Raw genomic sequence first — 21653 nt, forward strand, 5'->3', positions numbered from 1 at the left:
ACCGCGTTACTGCGGCGCGCGGTCCGCATCGTCGTTGAGCAATGCACCGGCATACAGCCCGGCCAGCATCAGGCTCAGCCCGCCCCAGAAGCTGGAATAGAACGCCAGATGGGTGTTGAACGGAAACACCGTGGCCACCAGCGCGATCATCTCCGGCCGCGCCTGCTCGCGCGCCACCGCGCTTGAGTAGCGCCACGCGCGCCATGCCTGCGCCGCGCCGGCCAGCCAGAGCAGCAAACCGATCACGCCGGTTTCGGCCAGGATTTCGAGCACGATCTGATGCGCATGAAAGGCCGGCCCACCGCCCCACGCCGGCGCTTGGCCAGGTGCCGGATTGCAGGCCGGATAGGCCTGCCGGAACCCGCGCGCGCCCACGCCGTTGAGCGGATGCGTGCGGATCATGCACAGCGCCGCCTCCCAGATCTGGGCGCGCCCGGACAGGGCCTGGTCCACGCCCTGTTCGCCATTGCCGAACGCCAGCGTGGTGCGCTGGATGCGCTCGCGCGCCTGTGGCGCCACCGCCACCACCGCCACGGCCAGCAATGCGCCGGCCACCGCCACGGCCAGCAAACGATGCCCGCCCAGCAGCTGCCAGCCCGACAGCAGCACGATCACGCCATAGGTGATCCACGACGCGCGCGAGCCGGCCAAGACCAACACGATGCCGACCGCCGCCGCACCCACAAGCCAGGCCAAGACATGACGCCGCCCCAACGCCAGCAACAGGAACGGCGACAGGCTGGCCAGGGTCTGCCCGAACTTCAGATTGCAGGGGCCCAGCACGCCGCTCAACCGGTCCACCAGCGCCAGTTCCTGGGCCGTGCACAGGCCATGGCCGCTGATCAGTTGCTTGACCTGATCGATGCCAAAGAACAATGGGCTGGTACCGAAGGCGGCCTGCAGCAACGCGTCCAGCGTCCACACGCCACCGATGACCGCCAGCCCGGTAAACGTGCGACGCCGACGCTGTGCATTGGCCACGGCGATGGCGCATAACCACATGAACGGCAGGTAGCGCAGATCGGTGGCCGACTTGCGCAGCGCGCGGCCGGCATCCACCGCGTCGAACGCCGACAGGATCTGCGGCAACCAGTACGCCAGGAACAACACGCTGGTCAGCGCCCAGGCCGCGCCGCTGAGCAGGCGCGTGCCGCCGCGAAAGCGCGCGTGCAACAGGCGGTACGCCGCGAACAACGCACCCAGCGACAACACCGTTTCCGCCAAGCCGGGCGTGGGCCACAACGCCACGAACACGATCACCCACAGTGGCGCCCAGCGGCCGGCATCGGGCGTCAACACGGGCGCCTGCGGGATGGCCTCAGCGGCGGAGTTCGTCATAGACCTTCAGGGTGGCCGTTTGCATGGCCTGCAACGTGTAGGGGATCACGGCCGGCGCTGCCGGGGCATGCTGCAGCAACTGCAGCGCCTGCGTGCATAAGGCCTGGGCATCGAAGGCAGCGACCGCGCCACCGGGCTGCAACTCGGCCAGCAGTTCGCCGACGCCGCCGTGTGCCCAGCCCAGCACCGGCCGGCCGACCGCCAGCGCCTCCACCACGGTACGACCGAAGGCTTCCGGCTTGCGCGAAAGCTGCAGCACCAGATCGCTGGCCGCGTAGGCCTGGGCGATGCGCGCAGTGGGCTCGGTCAAGGCGACCGCCTCGGCAATGCCCAGCTTGGCGGCTTCCGTCTCCAGCTCCCGTACATACGCCTCGCGCCCGGGCTCGCGCGCGCCGGGCAACCACAAAAAGGCCGGCACGCCGGCTGCACGGATGTCGGCGAGCAGCTGCAGGCCATCGGCATGGCCCTTCAGGCGCGTGCCGCGGCCCGGTAGCAGGAGCAGCGGTGCATCGGCCGGCAGTCCGGGCAGCAGCGTCTGTACCCAAGCACGAGCGCGGCGGTCCGGCTGCAGCCGGCGCGGGAACTGCGCGATATCCACCCCGCGCGGAATGGTGCGCAGGCGCGCCGGATCGGTCTGTGGGTAGTGCGTGCACACGTATTCGCGCACCGTGTCGGACACGCAGATCACGCGCTCGCCGTAGGTCATCACGGCGCTATAGCGGCTGGGCGAATTGAGCCCATGCACGGTGGTCACCAGGCGCGGCCGCGTCGCCGCGGGCATGCCGCGCAGCGCGTACCAGCCCAGCCAGGCCGGCAGCCGCGAACGTGCATGCACGATGTCGGCCCCGAGTTCGGCGAACAAGCGGCGCAAGCCGGCCACATGCCGCAGCGTCAGCAGCGATTTGCGGCCGATCTCCAGCGTGAGATGTTCCCCGCCAGCGTCCAGCAAGGGCTGGACCAGGCGGCCGCCGGCCGAGACGACGACGGCGCGATGACCGGCGCGCACCAGCGCGGCAGCGATTTCCAGGGTGGAGCGCTCGACGCCGCCGGACTGCAGTGCCGGCAGCAGTTGCACCACGGTCAGGCGGTGCATCCGGCCAGTATCAGTCGGCGAGCACGAACAGCGCGCCGCAATACGGGCACTTGGCTTCGCCGTTGGGCTCGTCTTCGATCGGCAGGTACACGCGCGGATGCGAGTTCCACAGCGCCATCTGCGGCGTCGGGCAGCTCAGCGGCAGGTCGCCGCGGTGCACGGTGTAACGCGTTTGCGCATTGGCGGGCGCGGTGGCGGTCTGGCTCATGGCGGTGCGATCGGAAGGCAAAGGCAGAGCGCGGATTCTAGCAGCCTGCGTGGTGATCGGCCCATCGACCGGGCGTGCAGGCCCGCGCGGGAGTTCGTTGCAAGCGTTGCCAATCCAATCGCCGAGGCCGCTATGACGACAGCGATCCTGCAGCACACCCCAATCGGCAGCGCGGCAGTGCAACGACACCGCACCGCGCATGCCGCCTATCATCGGGAGCCAGCGTTTCGCCAACCGGCGACGTGAACCATACCGGGCGCAACATCGGCCCAGCGCACGTCCCGCTACGTGCCCCAAGGAGACACTGCCCCGTGACCTTGCCTGTTGTCCTGCTGCATCCGCGTGGTCTACCGCGCGCCATCGCCGTTGCTCTGCTCGGTCTCGCTGCGCTGCCGGCGATGGCCGCCACGCACTTCGCAAGCGCGTTCGAGCACGGCGACCCCGTACCGGCGCAGGCGACCGACACCGCCGTGCAGGTTGCCATCGGCGCCGGCCCGGCAGCGCCGTACGCCGCCAAGCCGAACGCCGGCTACAGCGGAGCGCAGGCGTTGCATTACGCGAGCAACGGCGCGGGTGGGCGACGCGCGTTGTTCACCACCGATCTGCTGATCCAGACGCAGACCACGCTGTCGTGGATGGTCTTGCCCGAAAGCGTGGGCAGCGATCATGTGGCCTCGACCTATGTGTCACTGGATCTGCTGCTGGATGACGGCACACATGTCTCTGCCAGCGCAGTGCGCGATCAACATGGCGTGGCATTGGGTGCGCAGGCGCAAGGCGATTCGAAGACGCTGTACCCACAGCAGTGGGCGCGCAAGCAGGTGCGGTTGGGAGATGTGCCCGGACTGCGTGGGCGGCGCGTGCGCGCGATCGAGCTGGAGGTGGCGCCACCGGCCGGCGCGCGCGCTGCCGGGTGGATCGACAATATCGCCATTGCCGAGGTGCCGCTGGCAACAGCAGGGCGGCCCTCCGATTGGGTGCTGACCACGCGCGGCACGCAATCCAATGGCACGTTTTCGCGCGGCAATAATTTTCCTGCCACGGCCGTGCCGCACGGTTTCAACTTCTGGACGCCGGTCACCGATGCGGGAACGCTGACCTGGCTGTATCGCTGGAACGAGCACAACGGTGCCGACAATCGCCCGCGCCTGCAGGCGCTGTCGCTGAGCCATCAACCCAGCCCATGGATGGGCGACCGACAGACGTTTCAGGTGATGCCCTCGCTGACTGCCGGCGTGCCGGACGCCGATCGCAGCAAACGAGCACTGGGGTTTTCGCATGACGACGAAACTGCCCGCCCCTATCGCTACGCGGTGCAGTTGGATAACGGCATCCATGCCGAGATCGCACCGACCGATCACGCGGCGCTGTTTCGCTTTCGCTTCCCGGCGCGCGGCGATGCCAATCTGCTGTTCGACAACGTGGATGCGCGCGGCGGGCTAACGCTGGATGCGGCGACCCAGACACTGTCCGGCTACACCGATGTACGCAGCGGTCTGTCGACGGGCGCAACGCGCATGTACGTCTATGCCAGCTTCGACAGGCCCTGGCACAGCAGCGGCCTGCTCGACACCGGCCGCCCTACCGGATGGATCAAGTTCGATGCCGGCAGCGCGCGGCAGGTACAGATGCGCATCGCCACGTCGCTGATTTCGGTGGAGCAGGCCAAGCACAATGCAGCCCTGGAAATTGCCGCAGACGCGAGCTTCGAGCAGGTGACCGCGCGCGCGCAGGAGGCCTGGGATGCAGTGCTGGGGCGCTTCGAGGTGCCCGACGCCACTGCCGACCAGGCCACCACGCTGTATTCCAACCTGTACCGGTTGTACCTGTATCCGAACTCGGCGCACGAAAACGTGGGCACTGCGACTGCGCCGGATTGGCGCTACGCCAGCCAGAACAGCTGGTCGGACGACAATATCGACGGCAGCGCGGTGCGCAGCTTCGCACCGATCCGCGATGGCCGGGTGTACGTCAACAACGGGCTATGGGATACGTTTCGCACGGCCTGGCCCGCGTATGCCCTGTTTGCGCCCGATGATGCCGGTGCCCTGGTGCAGGGGTTTGTCGAGCAATCGCGGGCAGGTGGCTGGATCGCACGGTGGTCATCGCCCGGCTATGCCGACCTGATGGTGGGCACCAGCTCGGATGTGGCGTTTGCCGATGCATGGCGCAAAGGCGTGCAAGGCTTCGACCCGGCTGAGGCCTACGCCGCTGCACTGAAAAACGCCACTGTCGTTGCGCCGGACCGGCATGTGGGTCGCAAGGGCATGGCGCGCTCCACCTTCCGCGGCTACACCGACACCGAAACGCACGAAGGCATGTCGTGGTCGATGGAGGGCGCCCTCAACGATTTCGGCATCGCCAACATGGCCGAGGCATTGTCCAGCCAGGCCGCGACTGCGGCAGCGCGCGAACGCTATGCGACCGAGGCGCAGTATTTTCGCCACCGCGCGGCCGGGTATGCGGCATTGTTCGATCCGGCGGTCGGCTTCTTCCAGGGTCGCAAGCCCGACGGTGCCTGGCGCGTGGGTGCGGCGCAGTACGACCCCCGCGTGTGGGGCAACGATTACACCGAATCCAGCGGCTGGACGTTTGCATTCACCGCGCCGCACGATGGCGAAGGCCTGGCTGCGCTCTACGGCGGCCGCGCGGCCTTGGCCGCCAAGTTGGACATGTTTTTTTCCACGCCCGAAACTGCTCAAGCGCAGTTTGCAGGCTCGTATGGCAACACCATTCACGAGATGACCGAAGCGCGCGATGTGCGCATGGGCATGTACGCGCACAGCAACCAGACTGCGCACCACATTCCATGGATGTATCTGTATGCCGGGCAACCGTGGAAGACACAGCGCATTACCCGCGACATTCTGGCGCGTCTGTACTTGGGGAGCGAGATCGGCCAGGGTTACCCTGGCGACGAAGACAATGGCGAGATGTCGGCATGATATCTGTTCGCTGCGCTGGGGCTGTATCCGTTGCGAATGGGAGCGCCGGAGTATGTGATCGGCTCGCCGCTGTTCAAGCAGGCGCGCGTGCGCTTGCCGGGTGGCGGCACCCTGACGGTCAATGCGCCGCAGAATTCGCCGCAGAATGTGTATGTGCAGTCGCTCAAACTCAACGGCAAGCCGTGGCACAAGACCTGGTTACCGCATGCGGTAATCGCCAAAGGTGCAACGCTGGACTTCGTGATGGGGCCAATGCCCTCGCGCTGGGGCAGCGCACCGGACGATGTGCCGCCGTCGTTGACCACGCCAGGCAAGCGCCCTGCCCCGTTGCGTGACCTGCTGGGTGCCAGCGCACGCGTGACGCAGGCAGATGGTCGCGCGCTGGCGGCTTTGCATGACGACGATGCGGGCAGCGCGAGCGCGGTGTCGCCGGCTACGGTGCTGACGCTGAGCGGTCTTGATCGCGGTGAGGCCATGCTTTACACCGTGACCAGCGGCGACGCTGCGATTGCGTCGGCTGCGTGGACGCTGGAAGCACGCACTGCAGGAGGCAAATGGCGCGTCGTCGATACGCGCCGCGAGGAGCGTTTTCAATGGCCGCTTCAAACGCGCCCGTTCCGGATCGCGACGCCCGGTTCGTATGCGGAGTATCGGCTGCATTGGACCGCGCCCGCGCGTGCACAGGTGGCGGAGATCGAGTTACTGGGTGCGGTGCCGGATGGGCGCTGAGGCCTGAGGTTTGAGCGTGATCGCTTGGGATGACGACGACCCGCGACGCCTGCCGTTTGCGTAGCTCGTCAACGTTTTGGATGGTCGACGCTGAGTCGCTGCCAAGGGTAGGCCGTACCCTCACCCCTCTACCGCGCGGAGAGGGGCTTGTGGGTCGTTGCTGTTGGCTGGGTGCTGAGTTGTTGGGCGCCTTGCAGTGACAACTTCTCGACCGCTGCGATGCCAAGGCTCGCCCGTACCCTCACCCCAACCCCTCTCCCGCGGGGAGAGGGGCTTTTGGGTCGTTGCTGCTGGCTGGGTGCTGAGTTGTTGGGCGCCTTGCAGTGACAACTTCTCGGACGCTGCGATGCCAAGGCTCGCCCGTACCCTCACCCCAACCCCTCTCCCGCGGGAGAGGGGCTTTTGGGTTATTGCTGCGGACTGGGGACTGAGCGCCCGGGCGCCTTGCAACACCCTATCGAGAAAGACACTTCTCGGCCGTTGTCTTGCCGGCCGAGCGCTTGCTGCTTCAAATCAAGCAGCACTCGGCCAAGTCTTGGACACCTGGCAAGTCGTGAGTATCTCGACTCAGTCGTTGCCCTTATCGGCCGCCGCTTTTTCCGCATCGCGTTGCCTGCGGATCTGCGCATCCACCGCTGCGATGGCGGTCATGTTCATCACCCGGCGCGAGGTGGCGCTGGTGGTGAGGATGTGCACCGGCTTGGAGATGCCCATCAGGATCGGGCCGATCGCCACGCCGTCGGTGAACACGCGCACCAGGTTATAGGCGATGTTGGCCGCTTCCAGGTTCGGCAACACGAACAGGTTGGCGCGGCCCTTCAAGGTGCTGTTGGGCATGATCTGCTTGCGCAGCGCCTCGTCCCAGGCAGTGTCGCCCTGCATTTCGCCGTCGATGTTGAGCTCGGGCTTGCGCTTGAGCAGGGCCTCGCGCACCTGGCGCATCTTCAGCGCATCGCGCGAGTCGTGGCTGCCGAAGTTGGAATGCGACAGCAGCGCGATATTGGGCTCGATGCCGAACAGCTTGAGGCGATAGGCGGCCTGCAGCGTCGCTTCCACCACCTGCTCGACGGTGGGGTCTTCCTGCACATGGGTATCGAGGAAGAAGAACACGCCCAGCTGGTTGATGACACCAGTCATCGCCGAGGTGGAGCTCACCCGCGGCTCCAGCGGGATCACGCTGCGCGCGTAACCGAGCTTCTTGTGGAAGCGGCCGACCACGCCCGACAGCATCGCATCGGCCTCGCCGCGCGCCACCATGACGGCGGCGATCAGGGTCGGGCGCGAGCGCATCAGCTCCTTGGCCGCGGTGACGGTCACGCCACGACGCTCGGTGAGCGCGTGGTAGTACTGCCAGTAATCGTTGAAGCGGGGATCGTCGAGGATATTGGTGATCTCGAAGTCCACGCCGGCGGTCAGGCGCAGGCCCATGCGTTCGATGCGTGCTTCGATCACGTCCGGGCGGCCGATCAGGATCGGGAAGGCCAGGCCTTCGTCGACCACGTTCTGCACCGCGCGCAGCACCACTTCTTCTTCGCCTTCGGCATACACCACGCGCTGCTTGTCGGCGCGCGCGCGGTCGTAGACCGGCTTCATCATCAGGCTGGTGCGGTAGACGAACTGGCCGAGCTTGTCGCGGTAGGCCTCCATGTCGGTGATCGGGCGCGTGGCCACGCCCGAATCCATCGCCGCCTGTGCCACGGCCGAAGACAGCTCGACCAGCAGGCGCGGGTCCAGGGGGCGCGGAATCAGGTAGTCGGGGCCAAAGCTCGGGGTTTCGCCGCCGTAGGCCGCGCCCAGGTCGGAGGCCTCGCGCCGCGCCATCGCCGCGATCGCCTTGACGCAGGCGATCTTCATTTCCTCGTTGATGCCGGTGGCGCCCACGTCCAGCGCGCCGCGGAACAGGTACGGGAAACACAGCACGTTGTTGATCTGGTTCGGATAGTCCGACCGACCAGTGCCGATGATGCAATCCGGGCGCACCGCCTTGGCCACTTCCGGGGTGATTTCCGGGTTGGGATTGGCCAGCGCGAAGATCACCGGCTGGCGCGCCATGCTGGCAACCATCTCCGGCTTCAGGATGCCGGCGGCCGACAGGCCCAGGAAGATATCGGCGCCTTCGACGATCTCGGCCAGGGTGCGCTTGTCGGTGTCGCGCGCGTAGCGCTGCTTGTCCGGGTCCAGGTCGGTGCGACCGGTATGGATCACGCCATCGCGGTCCAGCGCCAGGATGTTCTCCGGCTTCAGGCCCAGCGAGACCAACATGTTGACGCAGGAAATGCCCGCCGCGCCCATGCCGGTGGTGGCCAGCTTGACCTCTTCGATCTTCTTGCCGGTGACCACCAGCGCGTTGAGCACCGCCGCGCCGACGATAATCGCGGTGCCGTGCTGGTCGTCATGGAACACCGGGATGTTCATGCGCTCGCGCAGCTTGCGCTCGACGATGAAGCATTCCGGCGCCTTGATGTCTTCCAGGTTGATGCCGCCGAAGGTCGGCTCCAGGCTGGCGATGATGTCCACCAGCTTGTCCGGGTCGTTCTCATTGATCTCGATGTCGAACACATCGATGCCGGCGAACTTCTGGAACAGCACGCCCTTGCCTTCCATCACCGGCTTGGAGGCCAACGGGCCGATGTTGCCCAGGCCCAGCACCGCCGTGCCGTTGGTGATAACCGCCACCAGATTGCCGCGCGCGGTGAGCTCGCTGGCCTGGGTGGCATCTTCGACGATGGCCTCGCAGGCGAACGCCACGCCCGGCGAATACGCCAGCGACAGATCGCGCTGGGTCAGCATCGGCTTGGTCGCGGTGACCTTGATCTTGCCGGCCGGCTGCTGGCGGTGATAGTCGAGGGCGGCCTGTTTGAAGTCGTCGGTGGACATCGGTGGTGTGGTTCTCGAAGGCGCAGGAGGCTGAATTCTACCCTCCTGCCTGAACAAGGGCCTGTCGCGCAGCTGTCAGCGCGGCAGGGAGATCACGGCCGCAGCGTGGCGGGCGACGCAGCCGGCGTGGAGGCCAAACAAGAACGGCCCTGCATCCCGTCGTTGATACCGACGGAAGACAGGGCCGTAGGAAGCATCAACGCAGGCTGGCAGGTGCCACGCCGGGTTGGCCGACCGGGGCCAGCAGCGGCGGTTCGCCGCCGTCCAGCACCAGCTTGAGCCGGTCGCGGTCCAGGGCGTTTTCCCAGCGCGAGACCACCACGGTGGCCACCGCATTGCCGATGAAGTTGGTCAGCGAGCGGCATTCGCTCATGAAACGGTCCACGCCCAGGATCAGCGCCATGCCGGCCACCGGCACTTCCGGTACCACCGCCAGCGTGGCGGCCAGGGTGATGAAACCGGCACCGGTGACGCCGGCTGCGCCCTTGGAGCTGAGCATCGCCACGGCCAGCAGGGCGATCTGGTGGCCCAGGGTCAGTTCGGTATTGGTGGCCTGGGCGATGAACAGCGCCGCCAGCGTCATGTAGATATTGGTGCCGTCCAGATTGAACGAGTACCCAGTCGGCACCACTAGGCCCACCACCGACTTCTCGCAACCGGCCTTTTCCATCTTCTCCATCAGCGACGGCAACGCCGACTCCGACGAGGAGGTGCCCAGCACCAGCAGCAGCTCGGCTTTCAGGTAACGGATCAGTTTGAGGACCGAAAACCCGCACAGCCGGCTCACCAGACCCAGGATCACCAGCACGAACAACAAGGATGTCAGGTAAAACGAGCCCACCAGCCAGGCCAAATTGACCAGCGACTCCACGCCGTACTTGCCGATGGTGAAGGCGATGGCGCCAAAGGCACCGATCGGGGCGGCACGCATCAGGATATGCACCAGCTTGAACACCGGGGCGATCAGCGCTTCCAGCAGGTTCAGCACCGGCTTGCCGCGCTCTCCCACCAGCGCCAGCGACACGCCGAACAGCACCGCCACGAACAGCACCTGCAGGATGTTCGGCCCGGTCAGCTTGCCGTTGACGACCTGATCGCCGGTGAAGGCGCCGATCAGCGAATTGGGGATGATGTCCATCAGGAAGCCGACCAGGGTCAGGTCATGCGACTTCTCGACGTAGCTCTTGACCGCACTCTGGTCCAGATCGGCCGGATTGATGTTCATGCCGGCGCCGGGCTGCACCACATGGGCAACGACCAGACCGACCACCAGCGCCAAGGTGGAAAAGAACAGGAAGTAGGCCATCGCCTTGCCGAACACCCTGCCCACCGTCTTGAGATGGGTCATGCCGGCGATGCCGGTGACGATGGTCAGGAAGATCACCGGGGCGATGATCATCTTCACCAGCTTGATGAAGGCGTCGCCCAGCGGCTTGAGGCTTTCGGCGAAGGCGGGCTCGAAATGGCCCAGCAGGGCACCGAGGACGATCGCCACCACCACCTGAAAATACAGTTGGCGATAGAAGGGGACGGACGCCGGCAGGGGGCCGGCAGGCTTGCTGATGTGCATGACACCACTCCGAGGGACGAGAGAAGGTGCCGAGCCAGCACCCGTTGCACGCATTCTGGCCGCACGTCACAGCCCCGGCCGATAGCCCATTGGTACTACCCCATGTCCAGCGGCTGAACGTGGGCTTACACTTCAGCCGCGCCGCCGCCGGCCGTTAATTCCGTTTAACGCAGACACCGTTTCTGTGCTGCCGTCGTCCGGACCCTGCGCGCTTGCTGAAGACATTCACTGCGACCGCCATGGCAGGACGCCCGGCCCCTTCTCATTGCCGAAGACCATACCTATGCGCCTCAATCTGCTTGTCCTGGCGTTGGCTGCTGCCATCGTCCCCGCCGCTGCCAACGCAGCCACCTCGATCGAAAACTGGCCGACCAAGTACACCTTCGGTGACGGCACCGAGCTGGGCCTGACCGGCAACTACGCCTACGACGACAACAACTTCTCCGGCGACGACCGCCTGGAAGACCGCACCGACTTCCGCCGCAAGGAATTCGGCGCCACCATCAAGAAGAAGGGCGTCTACGACGCCATGGTGTACTACGACTTCGAGTCCAAGCTGTGGCTGGACGTGTTCTACCGGTTCGAGACCAAGGCCCTGTTCGGCCAGGATTACGGCCGGGTGCGTCTGGGCTACATGAAGGTGCCGGTGGGCCTGGAGGCGGTGCAGAGCTCGCGTGCGGGCAGCTTCATGGAACTGGGCCTGCCGATCCAGGCGGTGTTCCAGGGCCGCCGTACCGGCGCGGAATGGACGCTGGAACGTCAGCAGTACCTGCTGCAGGCCGGCGCTTACGGCGGCAAGGATCTGCAGGGCGACAACCCGGGCACCACCCAGGCCGTGCACGTGGCATGGACCCCGATGAAGGCCGAAGGCGACGTGCTGCATCTGGGCATCGCCGGCTCGATCGAAAACCCGCGCGGTTACAGCGACGGCCGCGGCGTGTCGTTCAGCCCGCGTGTGCGCCTGCGTGCGCGCCCGGAAGCCGGCCTGACCGATGTGCGCCTGATCGACACCGGCACCATCCTCGATGTGGACCATGTGATCCGCACCGGCCTGGAAGCGGTATGGATCCATGGCCCGTTCTCGCTGCAGAGCGAAGCGCTGCGTGCCGAAGTGGCGCGCAACGCCAACCAGCCGCACTTCATCGCCCAGGGCCAGTACGTCTACGGCACCTGGACGCTGACCGGCGAATCGCGCAGCTATGCCGGCGGCGTGCCGGGCAACATCAAGCCGTCGCACGACTACGGCGCGGTCGAGCTGACCGCCCGCTACAGCCGCCTGAACCTGGAAGACAACAACGTCCACGGCGGCCGTCAGCACGACACCACCATCGGCGCCAACTGGTATCTCACCAGCCACTTCAAGTTCCAGGCCAACTACAGCTGGGTGGATTCCTCGCGCAACGGCGTGCATGAAACCCCGCACGTGATGGAACTGCGTGCGCAGGTGCAGTTCTAAGCCGCACTGAGCAAAGGCAGCGCGCCGGCGATTCGCGCCGACGCACTGCCACGCGTCATGGCCGCACGCCGGTTCGCCGGCGCGCCGCTGGCATCGCACCGCAACAGGCATTGGACACGGCCGCATCCACCACGGGTGCGGCCGTTGTCGTATCTGGCGCTTGCCAAGCGTGCGATGAGAGCGGCTGCCCCATATCGCAAGCGGTTGCCGGGCATAGGCGGGCCGACGCCCGGAACCGTCGTCCACGCGTGACGCATGCGGCACCGAGCGCCGGCCGCGTCTGTCTGCGGTGAGCGCAACCGCTCCTGGCCATCCACGCTGGTGGCTGCGCGATCCGGCGGCGGACCGCCATACTTACGGCCATGTACGCATCGCAACGCCGTCGCCTGCTGCTCGCCTTGTCCATCGTGCTGGGCGGGATGATGGTGGCCATGGTCGCGGCCGGGCACTTCGTCGAACAGAGCGCGCTGCACGATGAAAGCGCCACCGTGCGCCGCCAGCTGCGGCTCTACGCGCAGGCGCTGCAGCAGCGCGTGGACCGCTATCGCACGTTGCCGCAGATTCTGGCGCTGGACCCGGAGTTGCGCGCGGCCGTGTCCGGCCCGCTGTCGCCGGCACAGGTGGATGCGCTCAACCGCAAGCTCGAACGCGCCAACAATGTCACGCAGTCGTCCACGCTGACCTTGATCAACCATGACGGCGTGGCACTGGCCGCCAGCAACTGGCGGGCGCCACGCAGCAACGTGGGCGTGGACTACGCCTTCCGTCCGTATTACCAGCAGGCGCTGGCCACCGGCAGCGGCAGCTTCTACGGCATCGGCATGACCACCAGCGAGCCAGGCTATTTCCTGTCGCAGGCCATTGTCGACGGCGCCGGCCAGGTGCAGGGCGTGGTGGTGATCAAGATCGCCCTGGCTGCATTGGAACGTGAGTGGCTGCAGACCCCGGATATCGTGCTGGCGTCGGACGCGCACGATGTGGTGTTTCTGGCCAGCCGCCCGGAGTGGCGCTACCGCGTGCTGGCCCCGCTCAGCGACCGCGATCGCCGCGAACTGCAAAGCACCCGCCAGTACGCCGACCAGCAATTGCTGCCGCTGCGGCGCCGGCTGATCGAGCAAACCGGATACGGCGGGGTGCTGGCCGACGTGCGCGACCCGCCGCTCGGCGCGCAGGTGCTGTGGCAGACCCTGGAAGTGCCCGAAAGCGGCTGGCGCCTGCATCTGCTGCACGACACCCGCGCCAGCGCCGCTGCCGGCCGCGCCGCGGCGATTGCCGCCGCCGGCGCGTGGCTGGCCCTGGCCTTGCTGTGGTTGTTCGTGCAGCAACGGCGGCGGCTGTCGGCGTTGCGCCAGCGCAGCCGGCACGAACTGGAAACCTTGCTGCAGCAACACGCCGAAGAACTGCGCACCGCCCAGGACGGCGTGGTCACCGCCGCGCAGCAGGCCAATGCCGGCCTGAGCCGCAGCCTGGAACACCTGCCGCAAGGCGTGGTGGTGATCGACGAGGCGCTCAACCTGGTGGCGTGGAATTCGCGCTATGTGGAGCTGTTCCGGTTTCCGCCGGAACTGCTCAAGATCGGCCGCCCGATCGAAGACCTGTTCCGCTTCAATGCACGCCGTGGCCTGCTGGGGCCGGGGCCGATCGAAGCGGCGATCGAGCGGCGCCTGAATCACTTGCGCAGCGGAAAACCGCATATGCGCGAGAGCGAAAAAGAAGATGGCACGGTGCTGGAAATCCGCGGCAATCCGCTGCCCGATGGCGGCTTTGTCACCAGTTACGCCGACATCACCAGCTACAAGAACGCCGCACGCGAACTGCGTTCGCTGGCCGACGCGCTGGAACACCGCGTGGCCGAGCGCACCCGCGACCTGGCGGCGGCCAAGCGCGAAGCCGAAAGCGCCAACCGCTACAAGACCCGCTTCGTCGCCTCGGCGGTGCACGACCTGCTGCAGCCGCTCAACGCCGCGCGCATGTTCGTCTCGGTGTTGCGTGGGCAAGTGCGCGAGGCTGGCAGCGCGCGCGTGGTCGACAACATCGACGGTGCGCTGGCGGCGCAGGACGCCATCCTCAACAGCCTGCTCGACATCTCGCGCCTGGAAGCGGGCAGCCTGAAGACCCAGGTGCGCGACTTTGCGCTTGCGCCCTTGCTGGACACCCTGGCGCGCGATTTCGGCATCCTGGCCGAAGACCGCGGGCTGGTACTGGAATCGGTGCCGACCTCGGCGGTGGTGTTGAGCGATGAAAACCTGCTGCGCCGCATCCTGCAGAACTTTCTCTCCAACGCCATCCGCTACACGCCGCGCGGACGGGTGCTGATCGGCTGCCGCCGTCGCGGCGGCTGGCTGCGCATCGAAGTGCACGACCAGGGGCCCGGCATTCCCGAAGCCCTGCAACACGAAATCTTCGAGGAATTCCGCCGCCTGGACGACGGCGTGGCCAACGATCGCGGCGCAGGCCTGGGCCTGGCCATCGTCGAGCGCATCGGCCGTCTGCTCGGCCATCGCATCGGGCTGCGTTCCACCCTGGGCGCCGGCAGCGTGTTTTCGGTGACGGTCCCGCTGGGCGATCGCACCGCCATCGCACGGCAACTGCCTTCGCCTGTCGGCACTGCCGAACACGGCAACGACCCCATCCTGCATGGCTGCCGGGTGTGGTGCGTGGATGATGAGCCCTTGGTGTGCGAGGCCACGCGCACGCTGCTGGAACGCTGGGAATGCCGCGTGGATTTTGCCGGCGGCCCGGATGAGGCATTGAGCGCTGCCAATGCCGAGGAGGTGCCGGAACTGCTGCTGGATGTGCGCATGGGCGCACACCACGGCCCCATGCTGCTGTCGCAGTTGGTGGAACGCTGGCAACGCGAGCCACGCGTGATCCTGGTCACCGCAGAACCCGACCCTGTCCTGCGCGAGCATGCGCTGGATCTGGGCTGGGGATTTTTGTCCAAACCGGTCCGCCCGCCGGCCCTGCGTGCGCTGGCGACGCAGATGTTGATGCGGCGCGGGTAGCGCTGCCTGCTTCCTCTCCTGCGCCCAAGGCCGGCAGCGTACCCACCGACCCGATCGGCGCAGTGGCAGGCCACCAGAGCACCTGCGGCGACGACATAGGCGGATCGAGCTTGACTTCACGCGGCAACGCCGGCGGCCGTTGGCGGATGCGGCGTGCGCGTCGTGGCGAGGTCACTGCACGTCGCGGACTGCGGCCTCGGGCCGATGCTCAACGCGCATCAATCGATGAGAAAGCAGCAATTATCAACATCCACCATCTCGACCAGAATCGAGTGCCTCGGATGTCATACGTCCATGCATATCTATCGTGGAGGGCGATTTATGCGCAGTTCCCGCAGCGAGGCAACGCAACAGTCGAAACTCGGGATGGTGCTGAGGGTGACCTCGGGCAACTTCCTCGAACAGTTCGACTTCTTCCTGTTCGGTTTTTACGCCACTCAGATCGCCGCGGCGTTCTTTCCGGCGAACAACGAATTCGCGTCCCTGATGATGACCTTCGCCGTGTTCGGCGCAGGCTTTTTGATGCGGCCGCTGGGTGCGGTGATCCTGGGTGCCTATATCGACGATGTCGGGCGCCGCAAAGGCCTGATCGTCACCTTGGCCATCATGGCCAGCGGTACCGTGCTGATCGTGCTGGTGCCAGGCTACGCCAGCATCGGCTTGTGGGCCCCGGCCCTGGTGCTGCTTGGGCGCTTGCTGCAGGGCTTTTCGGCCGGCGCCGAAATGGGCGGGGTGTCGGTGTATCTGGCCGAGATGGCCACACCGGGCCGGCGCGGCTTCTACGCCAGTTGGCAATCGGCCAGCCAGCAGCTCGCCATCGTCGGTGCGGCCGCGATCGGGTTTGCGCTCAACCAGCTGATGGCGCCGCAGGATCTGGCGCAGTGGGGCTGGCGGATTCCATTCGGCATCGGTTGCGTCATCATCCCTTTCATCTTCTTGCTGCGGCGAAGCCTGGAAGAGACGGCGGAATTTGCCCAGCGCCGGCAGCCGGTCACGATGAAGCAGGTGATGCGCGGGCTGGCGGACAATGCCGGCACCGTGATTGCCGGCGGTTTGATGGTCGCGCTGACGACGACCGCGTTCTATCTGATCACCGTCTACGCCCCCACCTTCGGCAAGAGCGTGCTCAAACTCAGTACCGGCGATGCGTTGATCGTCACGCTGTTGGTGGGCGTCTCCAATTTCATCTGGCTGCCGATCGGGGGCGCACTCAGCGACCGCTTCGGACGCAAGCCGCTGCTGGTGACTATGGCGGTGGTGTGCAGCGTGACCGCCTATCCGGTGCTTGCGTTGCTTGCGGCCGCACCGAGCTTTGCGCATATGTTGCAGGCGCTGCTGTGGCTGTCCTTCATCTACGGCATCTACAACGGCGCCATGATCCCGGCGCTCACCGAGCGGATGCCGGCGCATGTGCGGGTGGCGGGATTTTCGCTTGCCTACAGCCTGGCGACCACGGTGTTTGGCGGTTTTACGCCGGTGATGTCCACCTGGCTGATCCACGTCACCGGCGACAAGGCCGCGCCTGGCTACTGGTTGGTCTTCGCAGCGGTGTGCGCACTGGGAGCCACGCTGTTTCTGTATCGCCGCCAAGCCAATCCAGCGCCGGCGAGCGGCCATGCTGCGGCAGGGGCTACCAAATGAGGCACGCCATGTGGAAGAAGTGGCTGGGTGCGATGGTTGCAACGGTCCTGCTGGCGACAACGGCAGGCGCGCAGGAGTTGACCGTGATGACCTCCGGCGGCTTCACCGCCGCCTTTGAACGCCTGGCGCCGCAATACACCAAGCAGACCGGAGCGAAGATCACCACCCTGCTTGGCCCGTCCATGGGCCAAACGCCACAAGCCATTCCCAACCGGCTCGCACGCGGCGAGCCTGCCGATGTGGTGATCATGGTGGGGAGCGCGTTGCAGAAGCTCATCGATGCCGGCGTGGTCGATGCGGCATCGCGGGTGGAACTGGCCGATTCGAGGATCGGCATGGTGGTGCGCAGCGGTGCACCCAAGCCCACGATCGACAGCGTCGAGCACTTCAAACACACGCTACTGCACGCCGATTCGGTGGCCTATTCCGACAGCGCCAGCGGCGTCTACATCGAGACCACGCTGTTCAAGCAGCTGCAGATCCAGGGCCCGATGATGGCCAAGAGCAAGAAGATTCCGCGCATCCCGGTGGGCACGGTGGTGGCCGATGGCAGCTATCAGCTCGGCTTTCAGCAGGTGGCCGAGCTGCTTCCGGTGGCAGGCGTGGAGTTTGTCGGCAAGATCCCCGAGCCGTTGCAGTCGATCACGCGCTACGCGGCCGGTGTGCCGGTCAACGCACAGCACCCCGAAGCAGCCAGGCGCCTGCTGGCGTACCTGCAGTCGGGTGAGGCGCAGGCGGTTGCGCGCATGACCGGCCTGGATCCGGTGTCACCTTGAACGTGCGGGCATCCGGCGCACCAGTTCCGCCAGTTCGAGCGCGGTGGGTGTCAGCGTGCGTCCGCGACGTTTGAGCAGCCCCACGTTGCGCGATACCTCCGGTTCGACAAGCGGCACCGCCGCCAGCACCGGATGCGGGCCGGACGGCATGGCGATGGAAGGCACGGCGGCAATACCGACGCCGGCCTCTACCAATCCCAGCAACGTGGTGACATGTCGGGTCTCGCAGATGCTCGGCTTGTCCGGCGTGAATGCAGCCAGCGCCCGATCCAGCACCAGCCGGTTGCCCGATGTCTTGTCCAGCGTGATGTAGTCGTAAGCGTAGGCCTCCTGCCAGCTGACCTGTGCGCGCCCGGACAGCGAGTGGTCCTGGCGGCAGGCAATCACATAGCGCTCTTGCAACAACGGTTCGAACTCCACCTCCGGCGCCAGGTTGCCGCTGAAGCTGACCCCGAAATCCGCTTCGCCGGAAGCCACTGCCGCACTGACGTGACTGGCACTGCCGTCGAACAGCCGGATGCGGATCTTCGGAAACAACTGATGCAGCCCGTGGATCGCCTGCGGCATGAAGTAGTACGCGGCAGATGGCACGCAGGCCACGGTTACCGTCCCCATCCTGCTGGAACCTGCATCGCCGATGCTCATCAGCGCCATGTCCAGGTCATCGAGCATGCGCTCGACCTGCGGCATGAACGCCTGGCCGACGGTGGTGAGGGTGACCTTGCGCGTGGTGCGCTCGAACAGCTTGACGTTCAACGCCGACTCGAGCTTGTCGATCCTGCGGCTGAGCGCCGGCTGGGTGATGCGGATGCGTTCGGCAGCGCGGCGAAAGCTGCCGTTCTCGGCAACCGCACGGAATGCCTGCAGATCGTTGAGATCGAATTTGATGGTCACGGTGCCGCAGCTTCAGTGTTCGATGGCGGTCGCCATAGCATAGACGCTTGCCTGCGGTGCTGCGTCCGACGCGACGAAGCCATTGCATTCCAGGCGCAGTGCATGCGTTCGCATTGGGCAACCACCCACCTCGAACGTGACCCCGCAACTCCCACGTTTCGCAACACACTGCCTGCGCGCTGGCGCTGCATCGGCCATTCGGACGATCAGGCAAGGATGCCGGATAACCAGGCTCACGCTTGCTCCCCGCGCCGCGGCACAGTGGCTGGCACACGCACCACGTCACGACCGGGAGACATCACGCATGCATCAGCCACGCTCACTGGACCACTACCGCCTGCTCGGCCGTTCCGGCCTGCGCGTCTCGCCCCTGTCGCTGGGCACCATGACCTTCGGCGAAGCCTGGGGCTGGGGCGCAGATGCAGGCGAAGCCAAGCGCATCTTCGACGCCTATGCCGACCGCGGCGGCAACTTCATCGACACCGCGGTGAACTACACCAATGGCGGCTCCGAACGCATCCTCGGCGAGTTGGTCAAGGACCGACGCGAACGCTTCGTGCTGGCCACCAAATTCACCATGGCACGCGATGCGGACAACATCAATTCCGGCGGCAATCATCGCCTGAACCTGATTCGCTCGGTGGAAACCAGCCTGCGCCAACTTGCCACCGACCGGATCGACCTGCTGTACCTACACGCCTGGGATTTCACCACCGCGCCAGACGAAGTGATGCGCGGGCTGGAGCATCTGGTGCAAGCGGGCAAGGTGCTCTATCTGGGCATCTGCAATACGCCGGCCTGGCGCGTGGCGCAATTGCAGACCCTGGCCGACCTGCGCGGCTGGTCGCCGTTGGTGGCGCTGCAGATCGAGTACAGCCTGGTCGAACGCAGCGTCGAACACGAGCTGCTGCCGATGGCGCGCGAACTCGGCCTGGGCGTGTTGCCGTGGTCGCCGCTGGGCGGCGGCATCCTGACCGGCAAATACAGCCGCGCCGATCTGACCGACGACAATGCGGCAGAGGTGTCGAGCAGCCGCAAGGGCGTGATCGCCTCGACCGGGCATCTCAATGCACGCTCGCTGGAGATCGCCGATGTGGTCGGTGCGGTCGCCGATGAACTGGGCGCATCGCGCTCGCAGGTGGCGCTGGCCTGGACCTTGCGCAACCCCGCCGTCGTGTCGCCGGTGATGGGCGCACGCACCTTGCAGCAGGCCGAAGACAATTTCGGCGCGCTGGAGATCGTGCTCAGCGATGAGCACGTTGCGCGCCTGGACGCGGTCAGCGCAGTGCCGCCGATCTTCCCCGAACGCTTCATCGGCAGGCCGATGGCGCAGCAGTTGATCTACGGCACCCATCACGTGCAGCTGCGCACCTGACCACCACGGAGCAGCCATGACCAGACTCTCAACCCTCGCGGCGGCAGCGCTGCTTGTCGCCGCCGCGTTCGCGGGCAACGTCGGCGCCACAGGCAATGACGTTGCATCCACAGACCCCTGTGCAGGGCAACCGGCGCCCATCTGCAACAAGCGCATCGTCGAAGCGGCCTTCGCGCAGTGGCAAAACGGGGGCAGCGGCATCTTCGAGACGCTGCTGTCGCCCGAGGTGGTGTGGACCATCGAAGGCTCCGGTCCGAGTGCCGGCACCTTGCGTGGTCGCGACGTGTTGGTCGAGGCGGCGGTGCGTCCGCTGAGCGAACGCCTGGCCTCGCCACTGCGGCCGGTACAGCAACGCCTCTGGGCCGATGGCGAGCACGTCATCGTGCAGTGGGAAGGCGTGGCCACGCTGCGCGATGGCAGCAGCTATCGCAATCGCTACGCATGGATCATGCGGATGGCAGATGGCAAGGCGGTCGAGGTCAACGCCTTCCTCGACCTGCCCGCCTACGACGCCGTGCTGCAGCGCGGCCATCGCCAACTGCAACGCAGGGCCAGCCCATGAGCGAAAGACCGATGAAAGCCGCCATCGCGGTGGCGCTGGGCGCCGGCTCGGCGCTCGCCTGCCCGTTCGCGGCAGCGACGCAACCGCCCACGGCGCCCACCACTATCGCGACCCAGCAACCAGGACATCTAATGCAAGCACACCCCTATCTCGGCATGTGGGTCACCGGCGACGGACGGATCCGGCAGGAACTCCTGCCGAACGGCCGCTACGACGAAGCCCGCGGCACACGCCAAAGCGCCTACCAGGGGCGCTACGAAATCACCGGCACTCACATCGAATACTGGGACGACACCGGCTTCACCGCCGATGGCCGCTTCGTCACCGATGATGAGCTGCATCATGGCGGCATGGTGTTCTATCGGCAGCCACCGGCTTAGGGCGATTGAAAAAACGGGCTGCTTGCCATGCTTGATCGCCGGGCCTCGCACCGCTGCATCGGCGACGCGTTGCGCCTGCTGCAGACCGCAATGCGCAGCGATCCACGCCGCACGCTGGATCAGCCCTCGCCTTCCGGCTCCAGCGCCTTGACCAATACCGCGGCCTGGGTGCGGCTGTAGCAGTCGAGCTTTTTCAGGATGGCGGTGACGTGCACCTTGACGGTGTTCTCGGCCAGGCCCAGCTCGTGCGCGATCTGCTTGTTGAGCAGGCCATCGGCCAGGCTCAGCAGCACACGGAACTGCTGCGGGGTGAGCTGGGCGAGTTTGGAGGCCAGTTGTGCGTCGGCCTCCGAGCGCTCGGCCGTCATCGGTGGGAACCAGGTGCCGCCTTCCAGCACGCTGGCCACCGCGGTGCCGATCGATTCGGCCGGCGTGGATTTGGGAATGAATCCGGCCGCACCGAACTGCTGCGCACGCCGGATCACCCGCGGATGATCGTTGGAGGAGATCACCACCACCGGAATGTCCGGGTGCTCGCCACGCACATGCAGCAGCGCCGAAAAACCGCGTGCACCGGGCATGGCCAGATCCAGCAGCACCAGCTCGGCCTGCGGGTGCGAACGCAGCATTGCGCTCAAGGTGGCGGCGCTGGAGGCTTCCACCACGTTGGCCTGCGGCAGGGTCTGCTGCAGCACGTGGATGACGGCGGCGCGGAACAGCGGGTGGTCGTCGGCGACGAGAATGGTGAGATCGGCCATGCGCCAAGTCTGGCACATGTGCCGCCGCCGATACCCTGCCCAAGAG

Annotated in this window: 14 protein-coding genes and 1 pseudogene; 8 read left to right on the plus strand and 7 right to left on the minus strand. The window is 66.3% G+C overall.

The features are described from left to right. Window positions 1-6 precede the first annotated feature (6 nt). From ACCQ03_RS17320 to ACCQ03_RS17330, 3 genes are read right to left on the minus strand one after another with little or no spacing between them, the layout of a single operon-like run. Window positions 7-1338, minus strand: coding sequence for an O-antigen ligase family protein (locus ACCQ03_RS17320; protein WP_209225800.1), 1332 nt, complete (start codon window positions 1336-1338; stop codon window positions 7-9). Further along, window positions 1319-2431, minus strand: coding sequence for a glycosyltransferase (locus tag ACCQ03_RS17325; RefSeq protein ID WP_057679903.1), 1113 nt, complete (start codon window positions 2429-2431; stop codon window positions 1319-1321). The genes ACCQ03_RS17320 and ACCQ03_RS17325 overlap by 20 nt, the downstream gene beginning before the upstream one ends. A 10-nt stretch (window positions 2432-2441) precedes the next feature. After that, window positions 2442-2639 (minus strand): zinc-finger domain-containing protein, encoded by a 198-nt coding sequence (locus ACCQ03_RS17330; protein WP_010364353.1) that lies wholly within the window; start codon window positions 2637-2639, stop codon window positions 2442-2444. A 311-nt stretch (window positions 2640-2950) separates the two neighbouring features. On the opposite strand from ACCQ03_RS17330, the pseudogene ACCQ03_RS17335 reads away from it, so the two are divergent. After that, a pseudogene (locus ACCQ03_RS17335) lies at window positions 2951-6313 on the plus strand (GH92 family glycosyl hydrolase). Window positions 6314-6880: 567 nt separating this feature from the next. Here ACCQ03_RS17335 and ACCQ03_RS17340 read toward each other — a convergent pair. Continuing rightward, on the minus strand, window positions 6881-9190 hold the full coding sequence (locus ACCQ03_RS17340) for an NADP-dependent malic enzyme (protein ID WP_039572618.1): 2310 nt from the start codon (window positions 9188-9190) through the stop codon (window positions 6881-6883). A 196-nt stretch (window positions 9191-9386) separates the two neighbouring features. Beyond that, window positions 9387-10760 (minus strand): dicarboxylate/amino acid:cation symporter, encoded by a 1374-nt coding sequence (locus ACCQ03_RS17345; protein WP_003483384.1) that lies wholly within the window; start codon window positions 10758-10760, stop codon window positions 9387-9389. A gap of 283 nt (window positions 10761-11043) precedes the next feature. On the opposite strand from ACCQ03_RS17345, the gene ACCQ03_RS17350 reads away from it, so the two are divergent. From ACCQ03_RS17350 to ACCQ03_RS17365, 4 genes are all read left to right on the plus strand, one after another. Next, window positions 11044-12216, plus strand: coding sequence for an OprO/OprP family phosphate-selective porin (locus ACCQ03_RS17350; RefSeq protein ID WP_057679151.1), 1173 nt, complete (start codon window positions 11044-11046; stop codon window positions 12214-12216). A gap of 362 nt (window positions 12217-12578) precedes the next feature. After that, window positions 12579-15221, plus strand: coding sequence for a hybrid sensor histidine kinase/response regulator (locus tag ACCQ03_RS17355; RefSeq protein WP_209225798.1), 2643 nt, complete (start codon window positions 12579-12581; stop codon window positions 15219-15221). A gap of 294 nt (window positions 15222-15515) precedes the next feature. Further along, on the plus strand, window positions 15516-16862 hold the full coding sequence (locus tag ACCQ03_RS17360) for an MFS transporter (RefSeq protein ID WP_057679669.1): 1347 nt from the start codon (window positions 15516-15518) through the stop codon (window positions 16860-16862). Between the two features lie 8 nt (window positions 16863-16870). Continuing rightward, complete coding sequence (locus ACCQ03_RS17365) at window positions 16871-17638, plus strand: substrate-binding domain-containing protein (RefSeq protein ID WP_057679670.1); 768 nt, start codon at window positions 16871-16873, stop codon at window positions 17636-17638. Here ACCQ03_RS17365 and ACCQ03_RS17370 read toward each other — a convergent pair. Next, on the minus strand, window positions 17630-18532 hold the full coding sequence (locus tag ACCQ03_RS17370) for a LysR family transcriptional regulator (protein WP_057679671.1): 903 nt from the start codon (window positions 18530-18532) through the stop codon (window positions 17630-17632). The two genes, ACCQ03_RS17365 and ACCQ03_RS17370, sit on opposite strands and share 9 nt — an antisense overlap. Before the next feature lie 304 nt (window positions 18533-18836). Here ACCQ03_RS17370 and ACCQ03_RS17375 point away from each other — a divergent pair, with 304 nt between their 5' ends. Genes ACCQ03_RS17375 through ACCQ03_RS17385 form a run of 3 tightly spaced genes read left to right on the plus strand, consistent with a single transcriptional unit; the run spans window position 18837 to window position 20849 of the window. After that, window positions 18837-19907 (plus strand): aldo/keto reductase, encoded by a 1071-nt coding sequence (locus ACCQ03_RS17375; protein WP_057679673.1) that lies wholly within the window; start codon window positions 18837-18839, stop codon window positions 19905-19907. 16 nt (window positions 19908-19923) lie between these two features. Next, window positions 19924-20469 (plus strand): nuclear transport factor 2 family protein, encoded by a 546-nt coding sequence (locus tag ACCQ03_RS17380; RefSeq protein ID WP_057679674.1) that lies wholly within the window; start codon window positions 19924-19926, stop codon window positions 20467-20469. An 11-nt stretch (window positions 20470-20480) separates the two neighbouring features. Further along, on the plus strand, window positions 20481-20849 hold the full coding sequence (locus tag ACCQ03_RS17385) for an Atu4866 domain-containing protein (RefSeq protein ID WP_057679675.1): 369 nt from the start codon (window positions 20481-20483) through the stop codon (window positions 20847-20849). Window positions 20850-20968: 119 nt separating this feature from the next. Here the strand turns inward: ACCQ03_RS17385 and ACCQ03_RS17390 are convergent, their stop codons facing one another. Further along, the gene (locus ACCQ03_RS17390) at window positions 20969-21607 is read right to left on the minus strand and encodes a response regulator (protein ID WP_003483405.1); all 639 of its coding nucleotides are present in this window, start codon (window positions 21605-21607) and stop codon (window positions 20969-20971) included. Window positions 21608-21653 lie beyond the last annotated feature (46 nt).

This window comes from Xanthomonas sp. NCPPB 3569, assembly GCF_041475645.2.
Taxonomy (GTDB): domain Bacteria; phylum Pseudomonadota; class Gammaproteobacteria; order Xanthomonadales; family Xanthomonadaceae; genus Xanthomonas; species Xanthomonas phaseoli.